This is a genomic window from Actinocatenispora thailandica (assembly GCF_016865425.1).
In the GTDB taxonomy this organism is placed as follows: Bacteria; Actinomycetota; Actinomycetes; order Mycobacteriales; family Micromonosporaceae; genus Actinocatenispora; species Actinocatenispora thailandica.
In genome coordinates this window covers 3,868,976-3,890,702 of sequence record NZ_AP023355.1, presented here as the reverse complement: position 1 = coordinate 3,890,702, position 21,727 = coordinate 3,868,976, and the positions used below count along the sequence as shown (strand labels likewise).

The window sequence follows — 21,727 nt, the reverse complement described above, 5'->3', positions numbered from 1 at the left end:
CGCCGGTCAGGACACGTACTCGCGGAGCAGCTCGGCGGTGCCCGGCTCGCGCAGCTTGATCAGGGTGTGCTTCTCGATCTGGCGGATCCGCTCCCGGGACAGCCCGAACTCGTGGCCCACCTCGTCGAGGGTGCGCTGGCGGCCGTCGTCCAGCCCGTACCGCAGCCGGATGACGGTGCGCTCGCGGTCGGTCAGCGTGCCGATCACCCGCTCCATGGTGTGCCGCAGCAGGCTGTAGGACACGGTGTCGTCGTCGGTGACGTCCTCGGTGCGGCAGAGGAAGTCACCGAGGGTGGACTCGCCGTCCTCGCCGACGGTCTGGTCGAGGCTGACCGGGTCCCGGTCGTACGACGCGAGCTCCAGCACCTGGAACGGGGTGATGTCCAGCTCGGCGGCGATCTCGTCGTGGCTGGGTTCGCGGCCGAGCGAGGCGGTCAGCTCGCGCCGGGCCCGGACCATCCGGTTGACCTGCTCGACCATGTGCACCGGGATGCGGATGGTGCGGGCCTGGTCGGCCATCGAGCGGGTGATCGCCTGCCGGATCCACCAGGTCGCGTAGGTCGAGAACTTGAAGCCCTTGGTGTAGTCGAACTTCTCCGCGGCCCGGATCAGGCCGAGGTTGCCCTCCTGGATCAGGTCGAGGAACGGCATCCCGCGGCCGGTGTAGCGCTTGGCGATCGACACCACCAGCCGCAGGTTCGCCGACAGCAGCCGCCTCTTCGCCGCGCGCCCCTCGGCCACGATGGTGACCAGGTCGGCGCGCAGGTCGGCGTCGTCGAGCGGGCCGTTGTGGAGCTTCTCCTCGGCGAACAGGCCGGCCTCGATCTGCTTGGCCAGCTCGACCTCCTCGGCCGCGGTGAGCAGCCGGGTGCGGCCGATGCCGTTCAGATAGGCCCGGACCAGATCGCCGGTGGTGCCGCGGTCCGCCGAGCGGTCCGGTGTGCTGTTGCTCCAGATGGTCTCGGACTCCTCGGCCAGCGGAAGGGCCACCGGTTTTCGCCTCCCCGTGTCGGTGTGCCTGGTTCTGCTCTTCCAGGGTCCCGGCGGTGGCGTGAAACCACGGTGAGGCGGACGTGAGATCCGTGTGAGGTCGCGGACGGAGTCGGCACGGCAATCGCACCATGCCCGCGCAACCCGCGTCACGCGGCCCGTGCCGCGGCGGGGCCGGCCCCGGCTGACGCACGATCTTTCTACGGTGCGTAGAATGATCCTCGTACCCGCCGGCGGAAAGGGGACCCGGAATGGCTCGGCTCGGTGAGCTGGAGCGGGCGGTGATGGAGGTGCTGTGGTCGGCGCCCGATTCGTGCACCGCGCGTGACATCGTGACGGCGCTGCCCGACCGGGATCTCGCCGCGACCACGGTGCTCACCGTCCTGTCCCGGCTGGAGCGCAAGGACCTCGTCTCGCGCGACCGCGACGGCCGGGCCCACCGGTACCGGCCGACCGCGACGCGCGAGCAGCACGCCGCCGCGCTGATGTACGAGGCGCTGGCCACCGCCGAGGACCGCACCGCGGCGCTCGCCTCGTTCGCCGAGCAGGTCAGCGCCGGTGAGGCGGAACAGTTGGCGGCATCTCTGGTCGAGGCCTTGCGACGTCGCTCCGCGGCGCGAGACGGTTGAGCCATGACGCTGACCGTGGTCGCGCTGACGCTGCTCGCCGTTGCCCTGCTCGGCCCGGTCTCGCACCTGTTGCCGCGGGCCCGCTGGTCGGCCGCCGAGCCGCGGGCCACGCTGGTGCTCTGGCAGGCGGTCGGGCTCTCGGCCGGGCTGGCCGTGCTGGGCGCCGCGACCGCGATGGCCGTCGCGCCGCTGTCCGACACGCTGCTCGGTGCGTTCCGGATCTTCGTCGGGCACCTCGTCGCGGGTGACCCGACCGGCGGGCTCGGTCCGTTCCACACCCTGGTGCTGGTCGTGGCGGTGGTGCTGACCGCGCGGCTGCTCGGGGTGCTGGCGCTGTCGACCTGGCGCACCGTTCGGGCCCGGGGCCGGCACCGGCGGATGGTCGACCTGGTCGGCCGGCCGCTGCGGCCGGGCCCCGCCACCGGTTCGGCCGCCGGCCACCCGGCGGAGCGGGACTCGCTGGTGCTCGACCACCCGGCCCCGGCCGCGTACTGCCTGCCCGGCGGGACGCCGCGGGTGGTGCTGACCTCCGGCGCGGTGGAACTGTTCGACGACGAGGAACTCGCCGCGGTGCTCGCCCACGAACGCGCCCACCTGGCCGAGCGGCACGATTTGGTGGTGCTGCCGTTCGCCGCCTGGTCGAAGGCGCTGCCCTGGTTGCCGACCGTGCGCCGCTCCCGCACCGCGGTCGACCGGTTGGTGGAGATGGTCGCCGACGACCGCGCCTGCACCGACTGCGACCGTACGGTGCTCGCCTGCGCGCTGGCCCGGTTCGGGGCGGCGTCGCACACCCCGGACGGCGCGCTCGCCGCCACCGGAGCCGGCGGTACCGTACTGGCCCGGGTCGACCGGCTGCTCGACCCGCCACGCCGCTCCGCCCGGCTGCGCTATTTGCTGATCGTGGCCGCGGCGACGCTGCTGGTGCTGCCGACCGCGGCGCTGCTGACCACCACCCTGTGACCAACGCGGGCTGACCGGTGCCGGCGCCGACCGGGCGCGGACGGCGCCGCCGGTCAGGCCGGGGCGTCCTCCTCCAGCAGGATCGTGCGCGGGCCGACGTTGGTCGAATCGACCAGCATGTGCGCCTGGAACCGGCCCGTGGCCACGGTCGCGCCGAGCTCCCGCAGCGCCGCGACGAACGCGTCCACCAGCGGCTGCGCCGCCTCGGCCGGTGCGGCGGCGTTCCAGGACGGCCGGCGCCCCTTCCGGGTGTCGGCGTAGAGCGTGAACTGGCTGACCACCAGCACCGGCGCGGCGAGGTCGGCGGCCGAGCGCTCGTCGTCCATGATCCGCATCCGGTACGCCTTCGCCGCGAGCTTCGCGGCCACCGGCGCGGTGTCCGAATGCGTGACGCCGAGCAGGATCAGCAGCCCGTCGGTGATCTTGCCGACGGACTCGCCGTCCACGGTCACCTCGGCCCGGCTCACCGTCTGCACCACGGCCCGCATGGATGTCTCCGTTCTCCGGTCGGCCCCCGCCGGTCAGCTCGCGGGGAGCAGGATGCCACGTTCCACCAGGCCGGCGACCACCGGCAGGGCGGTCGCGACCAGCGGGTCACGCTCCAGCCCGTACCCGGCGGCGAGCAGATCGAGCACGTCGCCGAGCGGCAGCCCGCGGCAACCGGCCACCAGCGCCGCGACCAGTTCGTCGGTCTCCTCGACGTAGCGGGCTCCGGAGTCGAGCGCGAACCGGCGCACCCGAGCCGTCCAGCCGTCGTCGGTCAGCTGCGACTCGGTGTGCAGCGCGAGGCCGGCCGCCGGTCGCAGCCGGGCGGCCAGCAGCTCCGGACCCGGATGCGCGCGCAGCCAGTCGGCGCGGGCGAACCACTCCGGTACCAGGGTGCCGATCGGATCGGTCGGCTGCCGCAGGTCCTCGATCCGGATCGTCGGGTCGGCGTGGCCACCGGCCCGCAGCGACACGATGCCGAACCCGACCGCCTCGATGCCCTCCGCGGCGAACCAGTCCAGCCAGTCGTCGGCCGCCGCGAGGTCCGGGTCGCCGGCCTCGCCGGTGTCGGCGAGCCAGAGCCGCACGTACTCCTCCGGCGTGCTGACCTCGCGCTGGATCACCCAGGCGTCCAGCCCGGTCGGCGCGATCAGCCCGGCCAGCCGCTGCGCCCAGTCGTCGCCGGCCGGATGGATCCAGTTCGCCAGGAACTGCGCGTGGCCGCCATCGGTGAGCAGCGTCGGCATCGCCGCGATCAGCTCGGCGCAGACCGCGTCCCCGGCCCGCCCGGAGTCGCGGTAGGTGTAGTGCGCTCGTCGGGTCGGCCCGACGATGAACGGCGGGTTGCTCACCACCAGGTCGTACCGCCGTCCCGCGACCGGCGCGACCAGATCGCCGGCGAGCAGCTCGAACCGCTGGCCGGACAGCGCCGCGGTGGTCGCCGCGAACCGCAGCGCGCGGGTACTGATGTCGGTGCCGGTGACCGCGCCGGCGTGCCGGGACAGGTGCAGTGCCTGCACGCCGCAGCCGGTACCCAGGTCCAGCGCGCTGGCCACCGGGGTGCGCGGGGTGGCGAGCGCCAGCGTGGTCGAGGCGCCGCCGACGCCGAGGACGTGGTCGGCCGGCAGCGGTCCGTCCCGCAGCGCGGCCGGCAGGTCGGCCACGATCCACCACGGCTCGCCGGCGTCGACGTCCCCGTACGGCTGGATCTCCACCGCGGCGCGCACCGCGTCGCCGTCGGCGACGAGCAGCCCGGCGGTGACCGCGGCGGCGAGCGGCACCGACGGCAGCGCCGCCGCCGCGACCGGCGCCGGCACCCGCGCACCGGCGAGGAACAGCCGCACCAGCACCGCCAGCGGATCGTCCGCGTCGAGCAGTCGACGCCGGACCCGGGCGGCCTCGCCACGCCGTACCGCCGCGGCGGTACGGGCGTCCAGCCGCGCGCGCAACCCCGCGTCGGTGAAGTCCGCAGCGATCAGGTCGGCCCGCAGGCGGGCGGCGCCGTCGGCACCCAGCAACGGTTCGGTCACCCGTCCATCCTTGCCGGCGCCGTACCCGCTGCCGGGGTCGGGGTGCCGGCCGGTGCCGTTGGTGGGAGGATCGGGAAGGACGGACGCCGAGGTGAATCGAGGCACAGGTGAAGCGCTCCGCGACCCGGCCGGTGCTGATCACCGACGCGGAGAAGAGTCAGGACCAGCAGCTGCACGCGCGCGAGATCCGCTACGCGGTGATGATGGGGATGCGGGTGGTTTGCCTGGTCACCGGCGCACTGCTGGCCTACTGGCGGGTTCCGCTCTGGGGTGTCTGGTCCTCGTTGTGCGTGGTGGGCATGGTGCTGCTGCCGTGGATGGCGGTGATCATCGCCAACGACCGGCTGCCGCGCACCGAGCACACCCTGCGCGGCCGGCTGCGGCGGAACCGGAACGGCGACGAGCAGGCCGCCCCCGCCGCGCTGCCCACTGCCGAGCACCGCACGTTCGACCCCGACGAGCACCCGTCCGACGCCGAGCGCGCCGACCGGCGCTGACCTTGACCGGCGCCGGCCCCGCCTGGTGCCGATCCTGCCCGGTGCCGATCCTGCCCGGTGCCGATCCCGCCCGGTGCCGATCCCGCCCGGCGCGATCCCGCTCGGCCGTCGCTGCGGCGGGGGAGTGCCGGCCGTCAGGGGCGGGCGCCGAGCTGGGACACCGCGCGGGCGCCCAACGCGGCACCGGCCCGCAGCGCGGCGAGCGGATCCGCGCCGGCCAGCTCGGCGGCGAGCAGGCCGGCGGCGAACGCGTCCCCGGCGCCGGTCGGGTCCACCGCGTCGACCGGGACCGCCTCGGCGCGCAGCAGCCGGTCGCCGTCGGCCCGGATCGCGCCGGCAGCGCCGAGCTTGACCACCACCGACCGGGCCAGGCCGGTCAGCTCCCGAGCGGCGTCGGCCGGGTCGGCGGTCGGGTCGCCGACCAGCACCCGGGCCTCGTCCAGGTTGGCGAACAGCAGGTCGGCGCCGCGTAGCCAGTCGTGCGCGGCGCTACCCGCCGCGGCCAGCGGACCGGCCGACGCGGCGTCCACGCTGACGGTCAGCCCGGCCTGCCGCGCGGCGTCGAGCGCGGCCAGCGCCGCCGGTGCCGAGCCGGGATCGAACAGCGGGTACGCGGACAGGTGCAGGTGCACGGCGTCGCCGGCGTCGCGTACCGCCGCGGTGGCGTGTGCGACCGGCAGCAGCTGGTTCGCGCCCCGGTCGCACAGCATGGTGCGCTCCTGCGGGTCGCTGAGCACCACGATCGCGCCGGTCGCCGCGGCCACCCGGGCGACCGCCGGTCGTACCCCGGCGGCGGACAGCTCGGCCAGCCGCGCGGCGCCGGCCGCGTCGGCACCGACCGCGCCGATCAGCGTCACCGGGGTGCCGGTACCGGCCAGCCAGGTCGCCGTGTTCGCGGCGGAACCGCCGGGCGTCAGCCCGATCCGTACCGCGGTGTCGGTGCCGAGTGCCAGGCCGCCGGCGAGCGGCGCCGGCAGTACCGCGACGACGTCGGTGGCGATGTCACCCATCACCAGCACCCGCCCCGGCGAGGCCGCCCCGCCGCCCGGAGCGGCGGTGCCGCTGCCGCCGGTGGCGACGCGGCCCGGATCGCCCTCGTACCGGGTGCGGCCGGCGGGGCGTCCCGGCGCCGGGTCGTCAGTCGGCATCGGCGGCGGCCACCGCGATCGCCGCGGCCAGTTCGGCGTTGCGCAGGATGATCCGCACGTTGACCGCGAGGCTCTCCCCGCCGGTGTGCTCGTGCAGGTAGGACAGCAGGTACGGGGTGACGTCGTGCCCGGTCACGCCGGCCGCGGCGAGCCGGTCCAGCGCCTCGTGCAGCACCCGGTCGTGCAACTGCGGGTCGATCTGCTCGCTCTCCGGCAGCGGGTTGGTGACCAGCACCGCGCCGTCGTGCACGCCGTGCTCGTAGCGGGCGGCGAGCACGGCGGCGATCTGCTCGGCGGTGTCGACCCGCCAGTCGACCGAGTGGCCGGAGTCGGTGAGGTAGAAGCCGGGGAAGCGGGTGGTGCGGTAGCCGAGCACCGTCACGCCCAGCGTCTCCAGCCGCTCCAGCGTCGCCGGTACGTCCAGGATCGACTTGACGCCCGCGCTGACCACGCAGATCGAGGTACGCGACAGCGCGACGAGGTCGGCCGACTCGTCCCAGGTGTCGCGCGCCTCCCGGTGCACGCCGCCCAGCCCGCCGGTGGCGAACACGGCGATCCCGGCCGTCTCGGCGATCGCCGAGGTCGCCGCCACCGTGGTGGCGCCGTGCACGCCGGCCGCGGCGGCCGGGGCCAGGTCGCGCACCGACAGCTTCACCACGTCGTCGCGGTCGGCCAGCTGGGTGAGGCCCGCGTCGTCCAGGCCGACGACGATCCGCCCGCCGAGCATCCCGATCGTCGCCGGTACCGCACCACCGGCGCGCACCTGCTGCTCGATCTCGCGAGCCACTCGCAGGTTGTCCGGGCGGGGCAGCCCGTGCGAGATGATCGTGCTTTCCAGGGCCACCACCGGCCGGCCGGCCCGCAGCGCGTCGGCGACCTCGTCGCCGTAGCTGATCTCGTACGTCACGCGGCCACCGTACGGGGCATCGGGTGAGCCGGGCCGGGTGACCGGCCGGAGTGTGCGCCGGCTCGCGCCGGGCCGGCGCCGGGGCGTACCAGCGTTGGCGACGCCGCGGGTCCACCTGCGACACTGGACGAGACACCCGGACCGGACCGGATGGCCGGGCGGCGCCGCGCAGCGACCGGCGCCGGGACGACATGGAGGCTGATGTGAGCACGCTGACCGAGGTGCGGCCGCAGGAGAGCGACACCGACACCGGTCCAGACATGTTCCATTACGTGCAGAAGGACAAGATCGCCGAAAGTGCCGTGATGGGTACCTTCGTCCTCGCCCTGTGCGGGGAGAAGTTCCCGGTGACCAAGTCACCCAAGCCGGGTTCGCCGGTGTGCCCCCGGTGCAAGGAGATCTACGAGTCGATGACCGGCTGATCCGGCCGCCCGGCTCGCTCGGTTCCGCCGGTCGCCGCGCGGGCGAGGCGGGCGTGCCCGCCCGGTGTCCGGTCGTTCAGGACGCGGCCCGGCGACGGCCGCCCGCCCGACCCTTCGTCCTGGTCCGGGAACGCCCCGGTTCGTCCGGCTGCGCCGACAGGTTTACGGACCGGCCGCCGGCCGCCGGTCGGTCCGGGCGAGCCGCCCGAGTCCCCTCCGCGGCGCGATCCCCGGCCGGCTGTTCCTGCCCGGCGGGCGGGTCCTCCCCGGTCGAGTGGTGCTCGTTCGCCCCGGCCGGGTGACGATCCCCGGTCGGCGTGCGATCGTCGGCCGACCCGCGACGGCCGGTGCGCTCGGACTCTCGCAGCCCGTCGTCGGTGGAGTCAGGCTCGGCGGGCGCGGATTCTGCGGGCTGCCGGTCGGCGGTCGCACCGCCCGGCCGGCCGGAGTCCTCGTCGCCGTCCCGTTCGCCGTCGTCCTCGTCGCCGCCGCGGCGGTTGAGCACCTGCTCCCGGATCCACTGGCCGGGCCGCTGCCGGGTGCCGCGGGGCCAGCGTTCCTCCAGCGCCGCGTTGAACTCCGCGCCGAGCAGGATGGCGAACGCCAGCGCGTAGAAGTACATCAGGGTCAGGATCGGGGCCGCGAGCGTGGAGTAGACCCGCAGGTTGTTCGCGATCGTCGAGAAGTAGCCCTGCAGCCCGTAGGACAGGATCAGGAACAGCACCAGCGCGACCGCGGCGCCCGGGAAAGCCCGCCGCCAGCGCAGCCGGATCGGCGTGGCCAGGTGATAGAACGTGCTGATCCCGGCGAACACCACCACCCCGAGCACCGGCCAGTACAGCACGTGCACGACGGCGGAGATCACCGCGTGCCAGCTGCCGGAGAACAGCCGGTCCAGCGCGCCGGGGCCGAACACCACCGCCGGCAGCACGACCACCCCGGCGGCCACCGTGAACAGGTAGAGCCGCAGCGCCACCAGCCGGCTGCGGACCGCGCCGCGCAGATCCCGCTGCCCGTACGCGATCGTGATCGTGTTGACGAACGTCGCGGTCGCCGACGAACCGGACCACAGCGCGATGATCGTGCCGATCCCGATCACATCGGTACGGTTCTCTTCCAGGATCTGGCTCATCACCGGCGCCACGACCTGGTCGACGACCCGCTGGTTGAGCACCTTGCCGGCGGTGTCGAGCCCCCAGTCGCGGATCTGCTCGACGGTGTCCGGGCCGATCCAGCGGGCCGCGTAGCCGAGCGCTCCGAGCAGCGCGATCAGGATCGACGGGAGCGACAGCAACTGCCAGAACGCGGACTCCGCGGACATCCCGAGGATCCGGTCCTGCCAGGCCTTGCTGAGCGTTCGGCCGAGGACCGCGAAACCCGCGCGGATCCCGGCGAAAGCGCGACGTCTGAACGTACGCGGCATCCCCACCACCGGCGCAGACCCCCGACGGTGGCATCATCGGGTGCTGCACGCGATGCCATCGACAAGACGGTACGTTGTCTCCCTCCCCAGTGTGCGTCAGGTCCCCGGCTTCCGGGGTGTCGCGGACGCCTGTCGGCGACCCCGGCTAGGCTTGCCCGCGGCTTTCGTCGGGCCGCGGCGCGGATCGGTGCCGCGCAGCCGGGGCGCGTGCGGTGCGAGGTCTGGCCCGCCGCGACCGGCGCACAGTCGCGTGCAGGAGCGGTTCGCCCGTGGCGGTTCCGACCGCGGGCGAACCGATCTTCGAATGGGGGGAGTGCATCGTGCCGCCGGAAAGACCGTCCACCGAGGCCGGACCGGCGCTCCGGGAGTGGCAGCGCAAGGCGCTCGTGGCCTACCTGCGGCGCCCGCGGGAGGACTTCCTCGCGGTCGCGACCCCCGGTGCCGGAAAGACCACGTTCGCGCTGCGTATCGCCGCGGAACTGCTCGCCGACGGCACCGTCGAGGCGGTCACCGTGGTCACTCCGACCGAGCACCTGAAGACCCAGTGGGCGCAGTCCGCGGCCCGGGTCGGCATCCAGCTCGACGCCGCCTTCCGCAACTCCGACGTGCACACCGCGAGCGACTTCCACGGGGCCGCCGTGACCTACGCCCAGGTCGGCGTCGCGCCGGCGGTGCACCGGCGGCGCACCATGACCCGCCGCACGCTGGTGATCCTGGACGAGATCCACCACGCCGGCGACGCCCGCAGCTGGGGCGACGGGGTACGCAGCGCGTTCGAGCCGGCGGTGCGCCGGCTGTCGCTGACCGGAACGCCGTTTCGCTCCGACGACAACCCGATCCCGTTCGTGTCCTACGAGCCGGGCCCGGACGGGTTGCTGCGCTCGGCGGCCGACAGCGTGTACGGCTACTCCGACGCGCTCGCCGACGGTGTGGTGCGGCCGGTGATGTTCCTCGCGTACTCGGGGGAGGCCCGCTGGCGCACCAACGCCGGCGACGAGCTGGCGGTGCGGCTCGGCGAGCCGCTGACCAAGGACCTGACCGCGCAGGCCTGGCGCACCGCGCTGGACCCGCGGGGCGAGTGGATGCCGCAGGTGCTGCGGGCCGCCGACAACAGGCTGCGGGTGCTGCGCGCCGGTGGCATGGCCGACGCGGCCGGCCTGGTGATCGCCACCGACCAGAACGCCGCCCGGTCGTACGCGAAGCTGCTGCACACGATCACCGGGGAACCGGCGGTCGTGGTGCTCTCCGACGACGACGGCGCGAGCGGCCGGATCGCCCAGTTCGCCGACTCGGACGCCCGCTGGATGGTCGCGGTACGGATGGTGTCGGAGGGCGTGGACATCCCGCGGCTGGCCGTCGGGGTGTACGCGACGAGCGCGTCCACGCCGCTGTTCTTCGCCCAGGCGATCGGCCGGTTCGTCCGGGCCCGGCGGCCCGGCGAGACGGCGAACGTGTTCCTGCCCTCGGTGACGCCGCTGTTGGAGCTGGCCAGCGCGATGGAGGCCGAGCGCGACCACATCCTCGGCGCACCGAAGAAGGAGGGCTGGGACGACGACGCGCTGGCGGAGGCGCAGCGCACCGAGGAGGCGTCCGGCGAGCTGGAGCGCGGTGTCGAGCACCTGTCCGCCACCGCCGAGCTGGACCAGGTCATCTACGACGGGACCTCGTTCGGCACCCCGATCGCCGCGGGGACCCCCGAGGAGGAGGAGTTTCTCGGGCTGCCCGGGCTGCTCACCCCCGACCAGGTGCAGACGCTGCTGTCCAAGCGGCAGGCCGAGCAGCTGGCCCGGCAGCGCGGCCAGAAGGCCCCGTCGGCGCCACCGTCCGGGCCGTCCGCGCCGATGAGTACCGCGGAGCGCCGGGTGCACCTGCGCCGCCAGCTCAACGCCCTGGTCGCGGCCGAGCACAACCGTTCCGGGCGACCGCACGGTCAGGTGCACGCCGAGTTGCGCCGCCAGTGCGGCGGCCCGCCCAGCGCCCAGGCCACCGTCGAGCAGTTGGAGGAGCGCATCGCGGCGATCCGGTCCTGGTAGCCGTCGCCGCCGGTACATGCGAAACGCCCCGGACCATCGGCCCGGGGCGTTTCGTCGTCGTTATGGCCTCGTGGGGTTAGTTTTCGCTCATCAGTGGGGTGCCGCGCCAGTCGAGTTCCGGGTCGACCGAGACGTCGCTGGCGATCTTGACGAGCTGCTCGGCGTACTTGTTCGCGTGGTGGCCGCAGAACACCAGGTCACCGCCGCCAGCGACGGCCACCCGGAGCTTGCCTGCTGCGCCACACCGGTCGCACTGTTCGCCGGCGGCCGGCGGCACCGCCGTCTCGGACGGCGGGGTCAGGGTCGGGGTCATACGCCTCCTCCTCTGCTCGTCACCGGTCGGGGCTCCGAAACGGCCTGCGCCGCGCCGAAACCCCGATCTGCCTTCGATGCCCGACCGGCTGCCAGGCACTGTGCTTGCTTCACACATGCTGCAACACGGACGACGGCTCGGTCGTTCCCCGCATCGGGGCCGGGGAGCAATGTCACAGCCGACCGTGCCGCCAGACTGCCATGCCCGCACCGGTTCCGTCGACTCCGAACGGCCCTCGACGGGCCGTTGGCACGGAATTACGCTCTGAGTGAAAACGGACTGGCGCCCGACGGTCAGTCGAGATAGTCCCGAAGTACCTGAGACCGGGACGGATGGCGCAGCTTGGACATCGTCTTCGACTCGATCTGCCGGATCCGCTCCCGGGTCACGCCGTACACCTGGCCGATCTCGTCCAGGGTGCGCGGCTGGCCGTCGGTCAGTCCGAACCGCAGCCGGACCACGCCGGCCTCCCGCTCCGACAGCGTCTGCAGCACCTGCTGCAGCTGGTCCTGCAGCAGTGAGAACGACACCGCGTCCACCGCCACCACGGCCTCGGAGTCCTCGATGAAGTCACCGAGCTGGCTGTCGCCCTCGTCGCCGATGGTCTGGTCCAGCGAGATCGGCTCCCGCGCGTACTGCTGGATCTCCACGACCTTGTCCGGCGCGATGTCCATCTCCCGGGCCAGCTCCAGCGGCGTCGGCTCGCGGCCGAGGTCCTGCAGCAGCTCGCGCTGGATCCGGCCGAGCTTGTTGATCACCTCGACCATGTGCACCGGGATGCGGATCGTGCGCGCCTGGTCGGCCATCGCCCGGGTGATCGCCTGCCGGATCCACCAGGTCGCGTAGGTCGAGAACTTGTACCCCTTGGTGTAGTCGAACTTCTCCACCGCGCGGATCAGACCGAGGTTGCCCTCCTGGATCAGGTCCAGGAACGCCATGCCGCGGCCGGTGTACCGCTTCGCCAGGCTCACCACCAGCCGCAGGTTCGCCTCCAGCAGGTGGTCCTTGGCCCGCTCGCCGTCCCGGAGCACCCAGCGCAGGTCGCGCAGCGACTGGGTGTCCAGCTCGCCGTCGGTCGCGCAGCGCAGCCGCTCCGCCGCGTACAGCCCGGCCTCGATCCGCTTCGCCAGATCGACCTCCTGCGCCGCGTTGAGCAGCGGCACCTTGCCGATCTGCTTGAGGTACGCCCGGACCGAGTCGGCGGACGCGGTCAGCTCGGCGTCCTTGCGGGCCTGCCGCAGTGCGGTGGAGTCCTCGTCGTCCCAGTCGAAGTCGGAGTGGCCCGGCTCGGCCGGGCCCGACCCCGCGGCGGGCTCCGGCTTGCTGCCGGCCTTGGCGCCCTTCCGGGCTGCCGCCGGCGCCTTCGGCGCCCCGGCCGGGCCGCTCGCCGCCTCACCGGTCGCCGCCGTGCTGCGGGCCGCCCTGCTGGTGGCCGCCTTACCAGTCGCCTTACCGGTGGCGGCCTTGTCGACCGCGCGCCTGCCGTTCACCGGCTTGCGGGCGGGCGCCTTGGCCGCGGCCCGCGGAGCAGCGGCACCGCCGGCGCCGGCTCCGCCGGGCGGCTGGCTGGGCGGATCGGTGTCCGTGGTCAGGGCGGCGTTGCCGACGACCGCCCGGGCGGCGGGGGTGGCGGAGCGAGCGGCCCGCGCGGCCCCGCCTCGCCCGGCCTGGTTCGGGTCGCGACCGGTTGCGTGCTCTGCTTCTGTCACAGACGACCTTCCCGAGCGGCGACACATGCACGGTCGATCCGGCGAGGCACGGCCGGGCCGCCACGCGCAGCCGGCCCTATGTGGGACGTCACACGTGGGGCAGGCGTGAATTGTAACGCTCGTCTCGTCGCGCCATCCTCTTCGTCATTCCCGCGGCGCCCCGGCCCGATCCGCACCGTCCGTGCCGGTACCGCCGGGACGTGCCGGCGGCGCTGCCGATACGGTCGGACCAGCAGTGGCCGCGCAGCGGCCGCGGAGATCGCGGAGGTGTCCGGTGTCGGCGGATCTGCAACAACTGCTCGAATTGGCGATCGACCTGACCGGCCAGGCCGGCACCCTGGTCCGGGACACCCGGGAGCGGGCGATCACCGAGGTCGACACCAAGAGCAGCTCCACCGACGTGGTCACCGCCGCGGACAAGGCCGCCGAGCGGCTGGTCGTCGACGGGTTGCTGGCCGCCCGGCCCGGCGACGCGATCCTGGGCGAGGAGAGCGGCGACCACCCCGGCGCCGACGTCGACGCCGGCACGGTGCGCTGGATCCTCGACCCGATCGACGGCACCGTCAACTACCTGTACGGCATCCCGCAGTACGCGGTCTCGCTGGCCGCCGAGGTCAACGGCGAGGTGGTCGCCGGGGTGGTGCGCAACCCGGTCTCCGGCGAGGTGTACACCGCGATCCGCGGCGCCGGAGCCTACCGGGACGGCATCCGGCTCACCGGCCCGCGCCGCACCGAGCTGGCGCAGGCGCTGGTCGCCACCGGCTTCGCCTACGACCGGCAGCGCCGCGCCCGGCAGGCGCAGGTGGTCGCCGGGCTGCTGCCGCTGGCCCGCGACATCCGCCGGTTCGGTGCCGCCGCGTTGGACCTGTGCGCGGTGGCCGAGGGTCGGGTCGACGCGTACTACGAGCGCGGCATCCAGCCGTGGGACCACGCCGCCGGCGGGCTGATCGCCGCCGAGGCGGGGGTACGGGTCGCCGGGCTGCACGGTGCGCCCGCCGGCCGCGAACTGGTCCTGGCGGCCGCGCCGGAGCTGTTCGGCACCCTGCACGACACGCTGATCGAACTCGGCATCGAGCAGGTCTGACGACGGGCCACGGGCGGCCCGGACGCGGCCCGCTCAGCAGGTGCCGGGCGGCGGGGTCGGATCGCCGAGGGTGACCTCGGCCTCCTTCACGTCGCTCGGACCGCGAATCGCCTGGAACTTCTCGCCGAGCACCAGGTCGACGGTGTCGCTCTCCCGGCCGGGGTCGTACTGCATGGTGGCGCCCGGCACGTACGCCCGGACCAGCTGGGCGGCACCGACCGCCTTGCGGCCGAACCGGACCTGCGCGGAACCGTGCACGACGGTACCGGTGGGGTCCTGCTTGACCGAGACGACGTGGAATCCGACCGCCTTCAGCTTGGTCGAGGTGCCCTCGGCCAGCCCGGCGCGGTCGGTGGAGTTGTAGACGTTGAGTTTGACCGCCTGTTCCTTGGGCATCGCAGTGTTCGCCGGCTTCGCGCCGGGCGGGCAGCTACGCCCGCCGTCCGCCTGGCTGCTCTGCTTGTCCGAGAGCAGGGTCCAGGTGACCACGACCACGGCGATGAGCATCAACGCACCGAGAATCGCCAGCGACCGGACCCGCGACAGGCTCATCCCCGACCCCCCATTTGCCCGCCGAGCCGCGCCGCGTACGCGCCTCGCGCAGAGGTTAACGTGTGCCCGCCGAACGTGCGGTACAGACGTCCGGCGCGGCGTGTGTGACCTCGCCCCGGGACAGCTTAGTGTGTCGCCTCGGTCACATCGGGAACAACGAACGGAGGCAGGACGTACATCTCTCCGAGAGGGAAGGTAAGGTTCCCGGCCCGGCGGGGTCGTTTCCTTCCACTCGGCTTGTAGGGGAGGGCCGAACGACCGGTCACCGGTATCCGTGGGGGAAGCGGATGCGGTACGGGACTGCGACCGGTCCGCGCGGCGTTACACCGGGCGCACGGATGTGAAAACGGGAGAGTGAAATCGATGGCCACCGACTACGACGCTCCACGGCGCGACGAGGTCGAGCTGGGGGAGGACAGCCTTGAGGAACTCAAGGCACGTCGGCAGGACGCGCAGTCGGGCAGTGTCGACGTGGACGAGGCGGAGGTTGCCGAGAGCTTCGAGCTACCCGGCGCCGACCTCGCCGACGAGGAACTGACCGTCAAGGTCCTGCCGATGCAGCAGGACGAGTTCCGCTGCTCGCGGTGCTTCCTGGTGCATCACCGCAGCCAGCTCGCCGCCCAGAAGAACGGGGAGCTGATCTGCGTCGAATGCGCGGCATGATCGCTGGCGTCGGGTGACCCCGGCGCCGGCGGACCGTGCCCCGACCGTGCCCCGAGGTGGTGCCACTGGGTACCACGCCGGGGCACCATGGTGAAAGCGGCAGTTCCCCGGTGTCCGGTGCCGCCGGTCGCGACGGGCCCGCCCGCCCGCGGGCCGGCGGCGCCGGGGGCGCTGGGCTGCCGGTGCGGCGCCGAGACGAGGGCGGGTGGCACTGATGACCGGTGACGAGGACCGCGCCGAGCCTGCGCTGTCCGGCGACGTGCTCGCCGCCGACGGCAGCCCGGTCGCCTCGGTCGCCGACCTGCCCGCCGGCGGCCACCCGGCCGACGACGACCTGGCCGCCACCATCGCCGACCTGACCGCCGACGACCTGCCGCCGGCCGAGCGCCGGCGGCTGCTCGGCCGGCTCGCCGGGCAGGCCGGCCGGACCGGCTGGCGGCTGCTGGCCCGGCCCCGCGGCGCGCTGCGCTGGGTCGGCGAGACGGTCCTCGACATCGCTCCGCACGTACCGGTCCGGGACCTGGCCACGCTGCAGCGGCATCATCCCGGTCTGGACGGTGAGGCGCTCGCCGAACGGGTGGTGCGCAACGCCAGCCGGGTGACCGCCGGGATCGGCGCGGCCGGCGGCGGGCTGTCCGCGGTCGAGTGGACCGCGCCGCCGACGCTGCTGACCGCGCCGGTACTGCTGTCCGCCGAGACGGTGGCCGTGGTGGCGGTGGAACTCAAGCTGATCGGTGAGCTGCACGAGGTGTACCGGATCCCGGTACCTCGCGGCCCGAGCGGGGCGATCGCGCTGGTCGGTTCCTGGGCCGGCCGCCGTGGCATCACGCTGACCAGCGCCGGCCGCGGCCTCGGCGCCTCGCTGGGTCTCGCCGCCCGGCGCGAGCTGGCCGACCGGCTGCTGCGCCGCTTCGGCCGCAACCTGACCACTCTCGGACCGTTGCTGACCGGCGCGGCGGTGGGCGCCGAGCTGAACCGCCGGGCCACCCGTGCGGTCGGTGCCGCGGTCCGGCGTGACCTGGCCCGCCGCGCGGTCCGGGCGCCGACGCCGCCCGGCTGGGCGCCGCCGGGCGGCTATCCGCCCCCGAGCCGGCAGCCGCCGCCGGCTGCGGCTCCGTGGCGTCAGCCGCCGCCCGCTGCGGCTCCAGGATGGCGGCCGCCGGGCGGCCACCCACCGGCTCCGCCCGGCCCGTACCCCCGGCTCCGCCCGGCCCGTACCCCCCGGCCGGCCCCACTCCGCCGCCACCGGCTCCGCCGGGCGGCGAGGCCGGTCCGCGGCCACGCCGCTGACCGCCACGGCCTCGGCAACGCGAGGCGTCGATTGCGGCCCGGCATGGCGTTCGGCGCCCTGGCCGGGGCACGACCGGCGGGTGGTGGCCGGGGCGCGCCCGGCGTGCCGGGCGGTCAGACCCGCTGGTCGGCGGTGCGGCGCAGGGCGTCGGCCAGCCGGTGCGGGTGCCGGGAGCTGATGATCCAGTACGGCGTGGGGTCGTCCGGGTCGTCCAGCACGATGCGGACCGCGCCGGGGATCCACGGTCGCTGGATCACGAACGCGAGCGGGTGCGCGTCCACCGACAGCAGCCGCCGCTTGTCCTCCGGGGTGAGCGGCTCGACCGTGGCGATCACCGAGCGCGGCAACCGCGCGTCGTCGATGGTGAGTTCGGTGTCGGTCACCGCCACCCGGATCCGCCCGCACCACCACAGACCGGCGACGACCAGGCCGAGCACGACCACGTAGGCGGGCCAGCCGGGGTAGCGGCTCAGCGGTCCGTCGAACAGCGCGGCGAGCAACGCGCCGAGCAGCAGCCCGGCCGGCCAGAACCAGAGCGGTACCGCGTACCGTTCCCGGTACCGCGGTTCGGTAGGTTCGTCGGTCACGGATCGAGCCTACGGCGCGGTCGAGTTCGGGAGGACACCTGGTGGGCAGCGATCGCGTCGATTCCGGCGGCCCGGCCGGCGCCGCTGCTGGCGGTTCCGTCGTCTCGATCGGCTCCGGCGACGCGACCGGCCTGGTCGGGGCGGCCGAGCCGGCCGGCGCCGGCGAGGTGGACGTGCTGGTGCGCAGGCTCGACGCGGAGCTGCCGCTGCCGGCGTACGCGCGGCCCGGTGACGCCGGCGCGGACCTGGTCGCATCGTGCGACGTGACCCTGGCGCCGGGTGCCCGCGCGCTGGTCCCCACCGGGATCGCGATCGCCCTCCCGGACGGGTACGTCGGGTTGGTGCACCCCCGTTCGGGGTTGGCGACCCGGCTGGGTGTGACGGTGCTCAACGCACCGGGTACGGTCGATGCCGGCTACCGCGGTGAGATTCTGGTCAACCTGGTCAATCACGACCCGACCCGGACCGCCCGGCTGCATCGTGGCGACCGGATCGCGCAACTGGTCGTGCAGCGGGTGGAGCGGGCCCGGTTTCGTCCGGTCGGGCAGTTGCCGGAGTCCGTCCGCGGCGCCGGTGGGCACGGTTCGACCGGTGGGTTCACCCCAGCGACCGGTTCGCACCACCAACCGGTCCGGATCGACGAGACGACGCTGGAGAGTCAGTGACCATGCACGGGTGCGGCGAGGTGGCCCAGTGAGCCTGTTCAGACGGCGCAAGGCCAACGACCCGGCCGACGAGCCGGAGCCGACCGACGAGACCCGCGACGACGAGGCCACCGGCGACGCCGCGGCGGCCGATCCGGACGAGGCCACGACCGGTGACGACGCCCCGGCCGAGCCCGCCGACGAGGTTGGTGACGACGCCGAGAACGACGACGCCACCGAGGACGAGGACACCGCCGACGCGGACCGCGGGCCGTACGACATCGACGACGCTCCGGACGACGGGCTGGAGCGGCTCGACCTGGGCAGCCTGAAGATCCCGGCACTACCCGGCGTCGAGGTGCAGATCCAGGCGAACGAGGAGGGCGAGATCGCCGCCGTCGCGCTGATCGCCGGACCGAGCGCGGTGCAGGTCGGCGCCTTCGCCGCGCCACGCAGCGAGGGTATCTGGGACGAGGTGCGCGCCGAGCTGCGCGACGGCGTCGAGTCCGAGGGCGGCACGGTCACCGAGAAGCGCGGCACCTACGGGCCGGAGCTGATCGGCCGGATCAGCACCCCCGAGGGTCCGCAGCAGGTCAGGTTCGTCGGCATCGACCGGCCCCGCTGGTTCCTGCGGGCGGTCTTCCACGGCGAGGCGGCGGCGAACCCGGCCGCGGCGCCGGAGCTGATCGACTGCCTGGGCAAGATCGTGGTGGAGCGCGGCGGCGAGGCGATGCCGGTCCGCGACCCGCTGCCGCTGCGGCTGCCGCCGGAGGCGGTCGAGCAACAGCAGGCCGCCGCCGAGCAGGAAACCGACGACGGCCCCGACGGGGCGGGGCGGTAGACCGGCGGTGCCTCCGCATACCGGGCCCGGCGGTACGGCCGGGCCAGCCCTGACGATCACCGATGCCATCCCGGCGGCGGCGCTCCGGCGCGCCGCTGTCACCCTGGCGCCAGCGCGTACGCGCCCCGCTGTCACCCTGGCGGCCCGTAGGCGCCCCGCTGTCACCCAGGCGGCGGCGCGTAGCCGCCCCGCTGGGCACCTTCCCCGTACCGAAACCGGGCCGCTGGCCGCCGTCGTGGGCCGGTGGCCCGGCGGTACGCACAGCAGGCCGGATACCCGACTTTTCGGGTCGTCGTTTTGCCGTGCGAACGGCGTACGCTTGCTGCGCGGGCGCACGCCCAGGGAGGTGCAAGAACGGTCATGACGACCGGCGAACGCGAGTCGTCGATCAAACGGTTTCTGCGCCGCATCGCCGCGAGCGATGCGGAGCTGGAGGCGGAGAGCCTGCAGCGGGAGAGCGCCGAGTCGGGATGCACCCCGGCCCGCTCCTGCGGGCGGGGCCAGCTTGTCACCGTTACCGGCCGACTGCGTACTGTGGTCTACACGCCGCGCACCAATCTGCCCACGCTGGAAGCCGATCTGTTCGACGGCACCGACGTGGTCACGCTGGTGTGGCTGGGCCGCCGGCACATCGCCGGCATCGAACCGGGGCGCATGCTCACGGTTCGCGGCCGGGTCGCGGTGCGCGACGACCGGAAGGTCATCTACAACCCGTACTACGAGCTGGAGACGCCGAGGTGATCAGGTGAGCGCCGACGATCGGACCGAGTCGTCGGCCCCGACCCTCGCAGACGAGGCGGTCCCGACGTTCTCCGAGCAGATGTCCACGCAGCTCGGTGGGGTGCGCGGGATCATCGAGTCGTGCGTCCCGGTGCTCGTGTTCATCGCCGTCAACATCGCGGTGTCGCTGCGCCCGGCGCTGATCGCGGCGGTCGGCATCGCGGTGCTGATCGGCATCTACCGGCTGATCCGGCGCCAGCCGGTGCGGCACGCGGTCAACGGCCTGTTCGGCATCGCCATCGGCGGCATCATCGCCTGGAAGACCGGGCAGGCGAAGGACTTCTACGCGCCCGGCATCTTCATCGCGTTCGGCTACGCGCTGATCCTGCTCGGCTCGATGGCGCTCCGCCGGCCGCTCATCGGGTACGTCTGGGGCATCGTGATGGCCGGCGGCAAGCACGCCTGGCGCGACAGCGGCCGGCTGTTGCGCACCTTCCAGTGGCTGACCCTGCTGTGGGCCGCCTGCTTCGTGTTGCGCGGCGCCGTCCAGGGCCTTCTCTACTGGGCGGACCAGCCGACGATGCTCGGCCTCAGCCGGGTCGCCCTCTCCTGGCCGCTCTACGTCGCGCAGCTCGCCGTCACGCTGTGGGCGGTGCGCCGGGCCGCCAGGAACCAGGCGGAGACAGCTCCCAGCAGCCTGCCCGCCTGATCGCGAGCCCTCCGGCCGTCGCGGGGCGGCGCCCACCTGGGTCTGCCCGTACCGCCGGGCCTCCGCGACAGGGCCAGCGCGTCGGGGCGCCCCGACGAAGCCGGCCGGCGCTCGGCGTCAGTCGCCGCCGGGCGGCGTGGGTGCGCCGCCCAGGATGACCCGGCGGACCTCGGTCTCGACCTCCGGCACGCAGACGAACACCAGCTCGTCGCCAGCCTCGATCGGGTCGTCCAGGCTGGGCACCAGCACCCGGCGGCCCCGGACGATGCCGACCAGCGCGGTGTCGCGGGGCAGCGGCACCTCCCGTACCGGCTTGCCGACGTGCGGCCCGTCCGACGGCAGCGTGATCTCCACCAGGTTCGCCTGCCCCTGCCGGAAGGTCATCAGCCGGACCAGGTCGCCGACGCTGACCGCCTCCTCGACCAGCGCCGCCATCAGCCGCGGCTTGGACACCGAGACGTCCACGCCCCACTGCTCGTTGAACAGCCACTCGTTCTCGGCCCGGTTGACCCGGGCGACCACCCGGTTGACCGCGAACTCGGTCTTGGCCAGCAGCGACACGACCAGGTTCGCCTTGTCGTCGCCGGTCGCGGCGACGACCACGTCGCAGCTGTCCAGCTCGGCGTCGGTCAGGCTGGAGAGTTCGCACGCGTCGGCGAGCATCCACTCGGCGTCCGGGACGCGCTCCGGCCGGACGGCGGCCGGGGACCGTTCGATGAGCAGCACCTGGTGGCCCTTGTCCAGCAGCTCCTGGGCGATGGAACGGCCGACGTTGCCGGCACCGGCGATCGCGATCCGCATGGTCACTCCTAGTGCGCCGACTCGGCCGGTGCCGCCCCGGCGGTGGCGGTCACGGTGTCCTGCATGTCGTCGGTGACCAGGAAGAACACCTGGTCGCCGTCCTGCAGCACGGTGGACGCGGTGGGCAGGGTGCCGATCCCGAAGCGCATCAGGTAGGCCACCCGGGCGCCGGTCGCCTCCTCCAGCGCGCGGACCGGGTGCGCGACCCAGCCGGGATCCAGTGCCGCCTCGATGATCGCCACCGTGTTGGTCGGTTCCCGCCACATCTCGACGTGCCCCTCGGGAAGCATGTGTCGCAGGATCCGATCGGCGGTCCAGCGCACCGTGGCGACGGTGGGGATGCCGAGCCGCTCGTACACCTCGGCCCGGCGCGGGTCGTAGATGCGGGCGACCACGCTGCTGACACCGAACGTCTCGCGGGCGACCCGGGCGGCGATGATGTTCGAGTTGTCGCCGGACGAGACCGCCGCGAACGCGTCGGCGCGCTCGATCCCGGCCTCGACGAGCACGTCCTGATCGAAACCGGTGCCGTTGACCGTCACGCCGCCGAACTCGTCGCCGAGCCGGCGGAACGCGTCCGCGTTCTGGTCGATCACCGCGACCGAATGGCCGCGCGCCTCCAGGCTGTGCGCCAGGGTCGAACCGACCCGGCCGCATCCCATGATCACGACGTGCATCGGCCTCCCGCCTTCCACGGCTGCTCGCCGCCGCCCACGATCGAGTATCCGCCTGCCGCCGGCGCCCGTGCGGGTCCCGCGCCGCCGCCCGACGCACCGTACCTGGCGCGGT

At 74.0% G+C, this 21,727-nt stretch carries 22 protein-coding genes and 2 pseudogenes; 12 read left to right on the top strand and 12 right to left on the bottom strand.

Annotation, left to right across the window (positions count from 1 at the left end):
- Positions 1-6 precede the first annotated feature (6 nt).
- Positions 7-990: an RNA polymerase sigma factor SigB gene (sigB, locus tag Athai_RS17350; protein WP_275422486.1), complete on the bottom strand. Its 984-nt coding sequence runs from the start codon at positions 988-990 to the stop codon at positions 7-9.
- Positions 991-1,241: 251 nt separating this feature from the next.
- On the opposite strand from sigB, the gene Athai_RS17345 reads away from it, so the two are divergent.
- Both Athai_RS17345 and Athai_RS17340 read left to right on the top strand, forming a co-directional pair.
- Entirely contained in the window at positions 1,242-1,619 is a 378-nt protein-coding gene (locus tag Athai_RS17345; RefSeq protein WP_203962441.1) for a BlaI/MecI/CopY family transcriptional regulator, read from the top strand.
- Positions 1,620-1,622: 3 nt separating this feature from the next.
- The gene (locus tag Athai_RS17340) at positions 1,623-2,579 is read left to right on the top strand and encodes a M56 family metallopeptidase (protein WP_203962440.1); all 957 of its coding nucleotides are present in this window, start codon (positions 1,623-1,625) and stop codon (positions 2,577-2,579) included.
- Between the two features lie 53 nt (positions 2,580-2,632).
- Here the strand turns inward: Athai_RS17340 and dtd are convergent, their stop codons facing one another.
- Complete coding sequence (gene dtd, locus Athai_RS17335) at positions 2,633-3,067, bottom strand: D-aminoacyl-tRNA deacylase (protein WP_203962439.1); 435 nt, start codon at positions 3,065-3,067, stop codon at positions 2,633-2,635.
- Positions 3,068-3,100: 33 nt separating this feature from the next.
- Complete coding sequence (locus Athai_RS17330; protein WP_239157008.1) at positions 3,101-4,594, bottom strand: DUF7782 domain-containing protein; 1,494 nt, start codon at positions 4,592-4,594, stop codon at positions 3,101-3,103.
- Between the two features lie 107 nt (positions 4,595-4,701).
- Here Athai_RS17330 and Athai_RS17325 point away from each other — a divergent pair, with 107 nt between their 5' ends.
- A complete protein-coding gene (locus tag Athai_RS17325; RefSeq protein WP_203962438.1) occupies positions 4,702-5,091 on the top strand; it encodes a DUF3099 domain-containing protein in 390 nt (129 codons plus the stop codon).
- A gap of 134 nt (positions 5,092-5,225) precedes the next feature.
- On the opposite strand, the gene Athai_RS17320 is transcribed toward Athai_RS17325, so the two are convergent.
- Together Athai_RS17320 and Athai_RS17315 are read right to left on the bottom strand one after the other, a co-directional pair.
- Positions 5,226-6,101, bottom strand: a complete 876-nt coding sequence (locus Athai_RS17320) for a carbohydrate kinase family protein (RefSeq protein ID WP_203965857.1) — start codon at positions 6,099-6,101, stop codon at positions 5,226-5,228.
- A 127-nt stretch (positions 6,102-6,228) separates the two neighbouring features.
- The gene (locus Athai_RS17315) at positions 6,229-7,146 is read right to left on the bottom strand and encodes a pseudouridine-5'-phosphate glycosidase (RefSeq protein WP_203962437.1); all 918 of its coding nucleotides are present in this window, start codon (positions 7,144-7,146) and stop codon (positions 6,229-6,231) included.
- A 191-nt stretch (positions 7,147-7,337) separates the two neighbouring features.
- Between Athai_RS17315 and Athai_RS17310 the strand changes: the two genes are divergently transcribed.
- Positions 7,338-7,568: a DUF3039 domain-containing protein gene (locus Athai_RS17310; protein WP_203962436.1), complete on the top strand. Its 231-nt coding sequence runs from the start codon at positions 7,338-7,340 to the stop codon at positions 7,566-7,568.
- 76 nt (positions 7,569-7,644) lie between these two features.
- Here Athai_RS17310 and Athai_RS17305 read toward each other — a convergent pair whose 3' ends face one another.
- A complete protein-coding gene (locus tag Athai_RS17305; protein WP_203962435.1) occupies positions 7,645-8,991 on the bottom strand; it encodes a YhjD/YihY/BrkB family envelope integrity protein in 1,347 nt (448 codons plus the stop codon).
- A 320-nt stretch (positions 8,992-9,311) separates the two neighbouring features.
- Between Athai_RS17305 and Athai_RS17300 the strand changes: the two genes are divergently transcribed.
- Positions 9,312-11,024: a DEAD/DEAH box helicase gene (locus Athai_RS17300; RefSeq protein WP_203965855.1), complete on the top strand. Its 1,713-nt coding sequence runs from the start codon at positions 9,312-9,314 to the stop codon at positions 11,022-11,024.
- 76 nt (positions 11,025-11,100) lie between these two features.
- Here Athai_RS17300 and Athai_RS17295 read toward each other — a convergent pair whose 3' ends face one another.
- Both Athai_RS17295 and Athai_RS17290 read right to left on the bottom strand, forming a co-directional pair.
- The gene (locus Athai_RS17295; protein WP_203962434.1) at positions 11,101-11,337 is read right to left on the bottom strand and encodes a DUF7455 domain-containing protein; all 237 of its coding nucleotides are present in this window, start codon (positions 11,335-11,337) and stop codon (positions 11,101-11,103) included.
- A 293-nt stretch (positions 11,338-11,630) separates the two neighbouring features.
- Positions 11,631-12,980 (bottom strand): annotated as a pseudogene (locus tag Athai_RS17290) (RNA polymerase sigma factor); the annotation flags it as partial.
- A 340-nt stretch (positions 12,981-13,320) separates the two neighbouring features.
- Between Athai_RS17290 and Athai_RS17285 the strand changes: the two are divergent.
- Positions 13,321-14,130: an inositol monophosphatase family protein gene (locus Athai_RS17285; protein WP_203962433.1), complete on the top strand. Its 810-nt coding sequence runs from the start codon at positions 13,321-13,323 to the stop codon at positions 14,128-14,130.
- A 33-nt stretch (positions 14,131-14,163) separates the two neighbouring features.
- On the opposite strand, the gene Athai_RS17280 is transcribed toward Athai_RS17285, so the two are convergent.
- Positions 14,164-14,682, bottom strand: coding sequence for a LytR C-terminal domain-containing protein (locus Athai_RS17280; protein WP_203962432.1), 519 nt, complete (start codon positions 14,680-14,682; stop codon positions 14,164-14,166).
- A gap of 363 nt (positions 14,683-15,045) precedes the next feature.
- Here Athai_RS17280 and Athai_RS17275 point away from each other — a divergent pair, with 363 nt between their 5' ends.
- Positions 15,046-15,345, top strand: coding sequence for a DUF4193 domain-containing protein (locus Athai_RS17275; RefSeq protein ID WP_203962431.1), 300 nt, complete (start codon positions 15,046-15,048; stop codon positions 15,343-15,345).
- Between the two features lie 214 nt (positions 15,346-15,559).
- Positions 15,560-16,399 (top strand): annotated as a pseudogene (locus tag Athai_RS17270) (hypothetical protein); the annotation flags it as partial.
- A 350-nt stretch (positions 16,400-16,749) separates the two neighbouring features.
- Here Athai_RS17270 and Athai_RS17265 read toward each other — a convergent pair.
- Positions 16,750-17,223: a DUF3093 domain-containing protein gene (locus Athai_RS17265; RefSeq protein ID WP_203962430.1), complete on the bottom strand. Its 474-nt coding sequence runs from the start codon at positions 17,221-17,223 to the stop codon at positions 16,750-16,752.
- A gap of 131 nt (positions 17,224-17,354) precedes the next feature.
- On the opposite strand from Athai_RS17265, the gene dut reads away from it, so the two are divergent.
- The 4 genes from dut to Athai_RS17245 all read left to right on the top strand — a co-directional run bounded on the left by dut (position 17,355) and on the right by Athai_RS17245 (position 20,137).
- Positions 17,355-17,888: a dUTP diphosphatase gene (gene dut / locus Athai_RS17260; RefSeq protein WP_203965851.1), complete on the top strand. Its 534-nt coding sequence runs from the start codon at positions 17,355-17,357 to the stop codon at positions 17,886-17,888.
- A gap of 28 nt (positions 17,889-17,916) precedes the next feature.
- Complete coding sequence (locus Athai_RS17255; protein ID WP_239157006.1) at positions 17,917-18,708, top strand: DUF3710 domain-containing protein; 792 nt, start codon at positions 17,917-17,919, stop codon at positions 18,706-18,708.
- Between the two features lie 360 nt (positions 18,709-19,068).
- A complete protein-coding gene (locus Athai_RS17250; protein WP_203962429.1) occupies positions 19,069-19,449 on the top strand; it encodes an OB-fold nucleic acid binding domain-containing protein in 381 nt (126 codons plus the stop codon).
- Positions 19,450-19,453: 4 nt separating this feature from the next.
- A complete protein-coding gene (locus Athai_RS17245) occupies positions 19,454-20,137 on the top strand; it encodes a DUF3159 domain-containing protein (protein WP_239157005.1) in 684 nt (227 codons plus the stop codon).
- A gap of 117 nt (positions 20,138-20,254) precedes the next feature.
- On the opposite strand, the gene Athai_RS17240 is transcribed toward Athai_RS17245, so the two are convergent.
- Together Athai_RS17240 and Athai_RS17235 are read right to left on the bottom strand one after the other, a co-directional pair.
- Entirely contained in the window at positions 20,255-20,944 is a 690-nt protein-coding gene (locus tag Athai_RS17240) for a potassium channel family protein (protein WP_203962428.1), read from the bottom strand.
- A gap of 2 nt (positions 20,945-20,946) precedes the next feature.
- Complete coding sequence (locus Athai_RS17235) at positions 20,947-21,615, bottom strand: potassium channel family protein (protein ID WP_203962427.1); 669 nt, start codon at positions 21,613-21,615, stop codon at positions 20,947-20,949.
- Between the last annotated feature and the right edge of the window lie 112 nt (positions 21,616-21,727).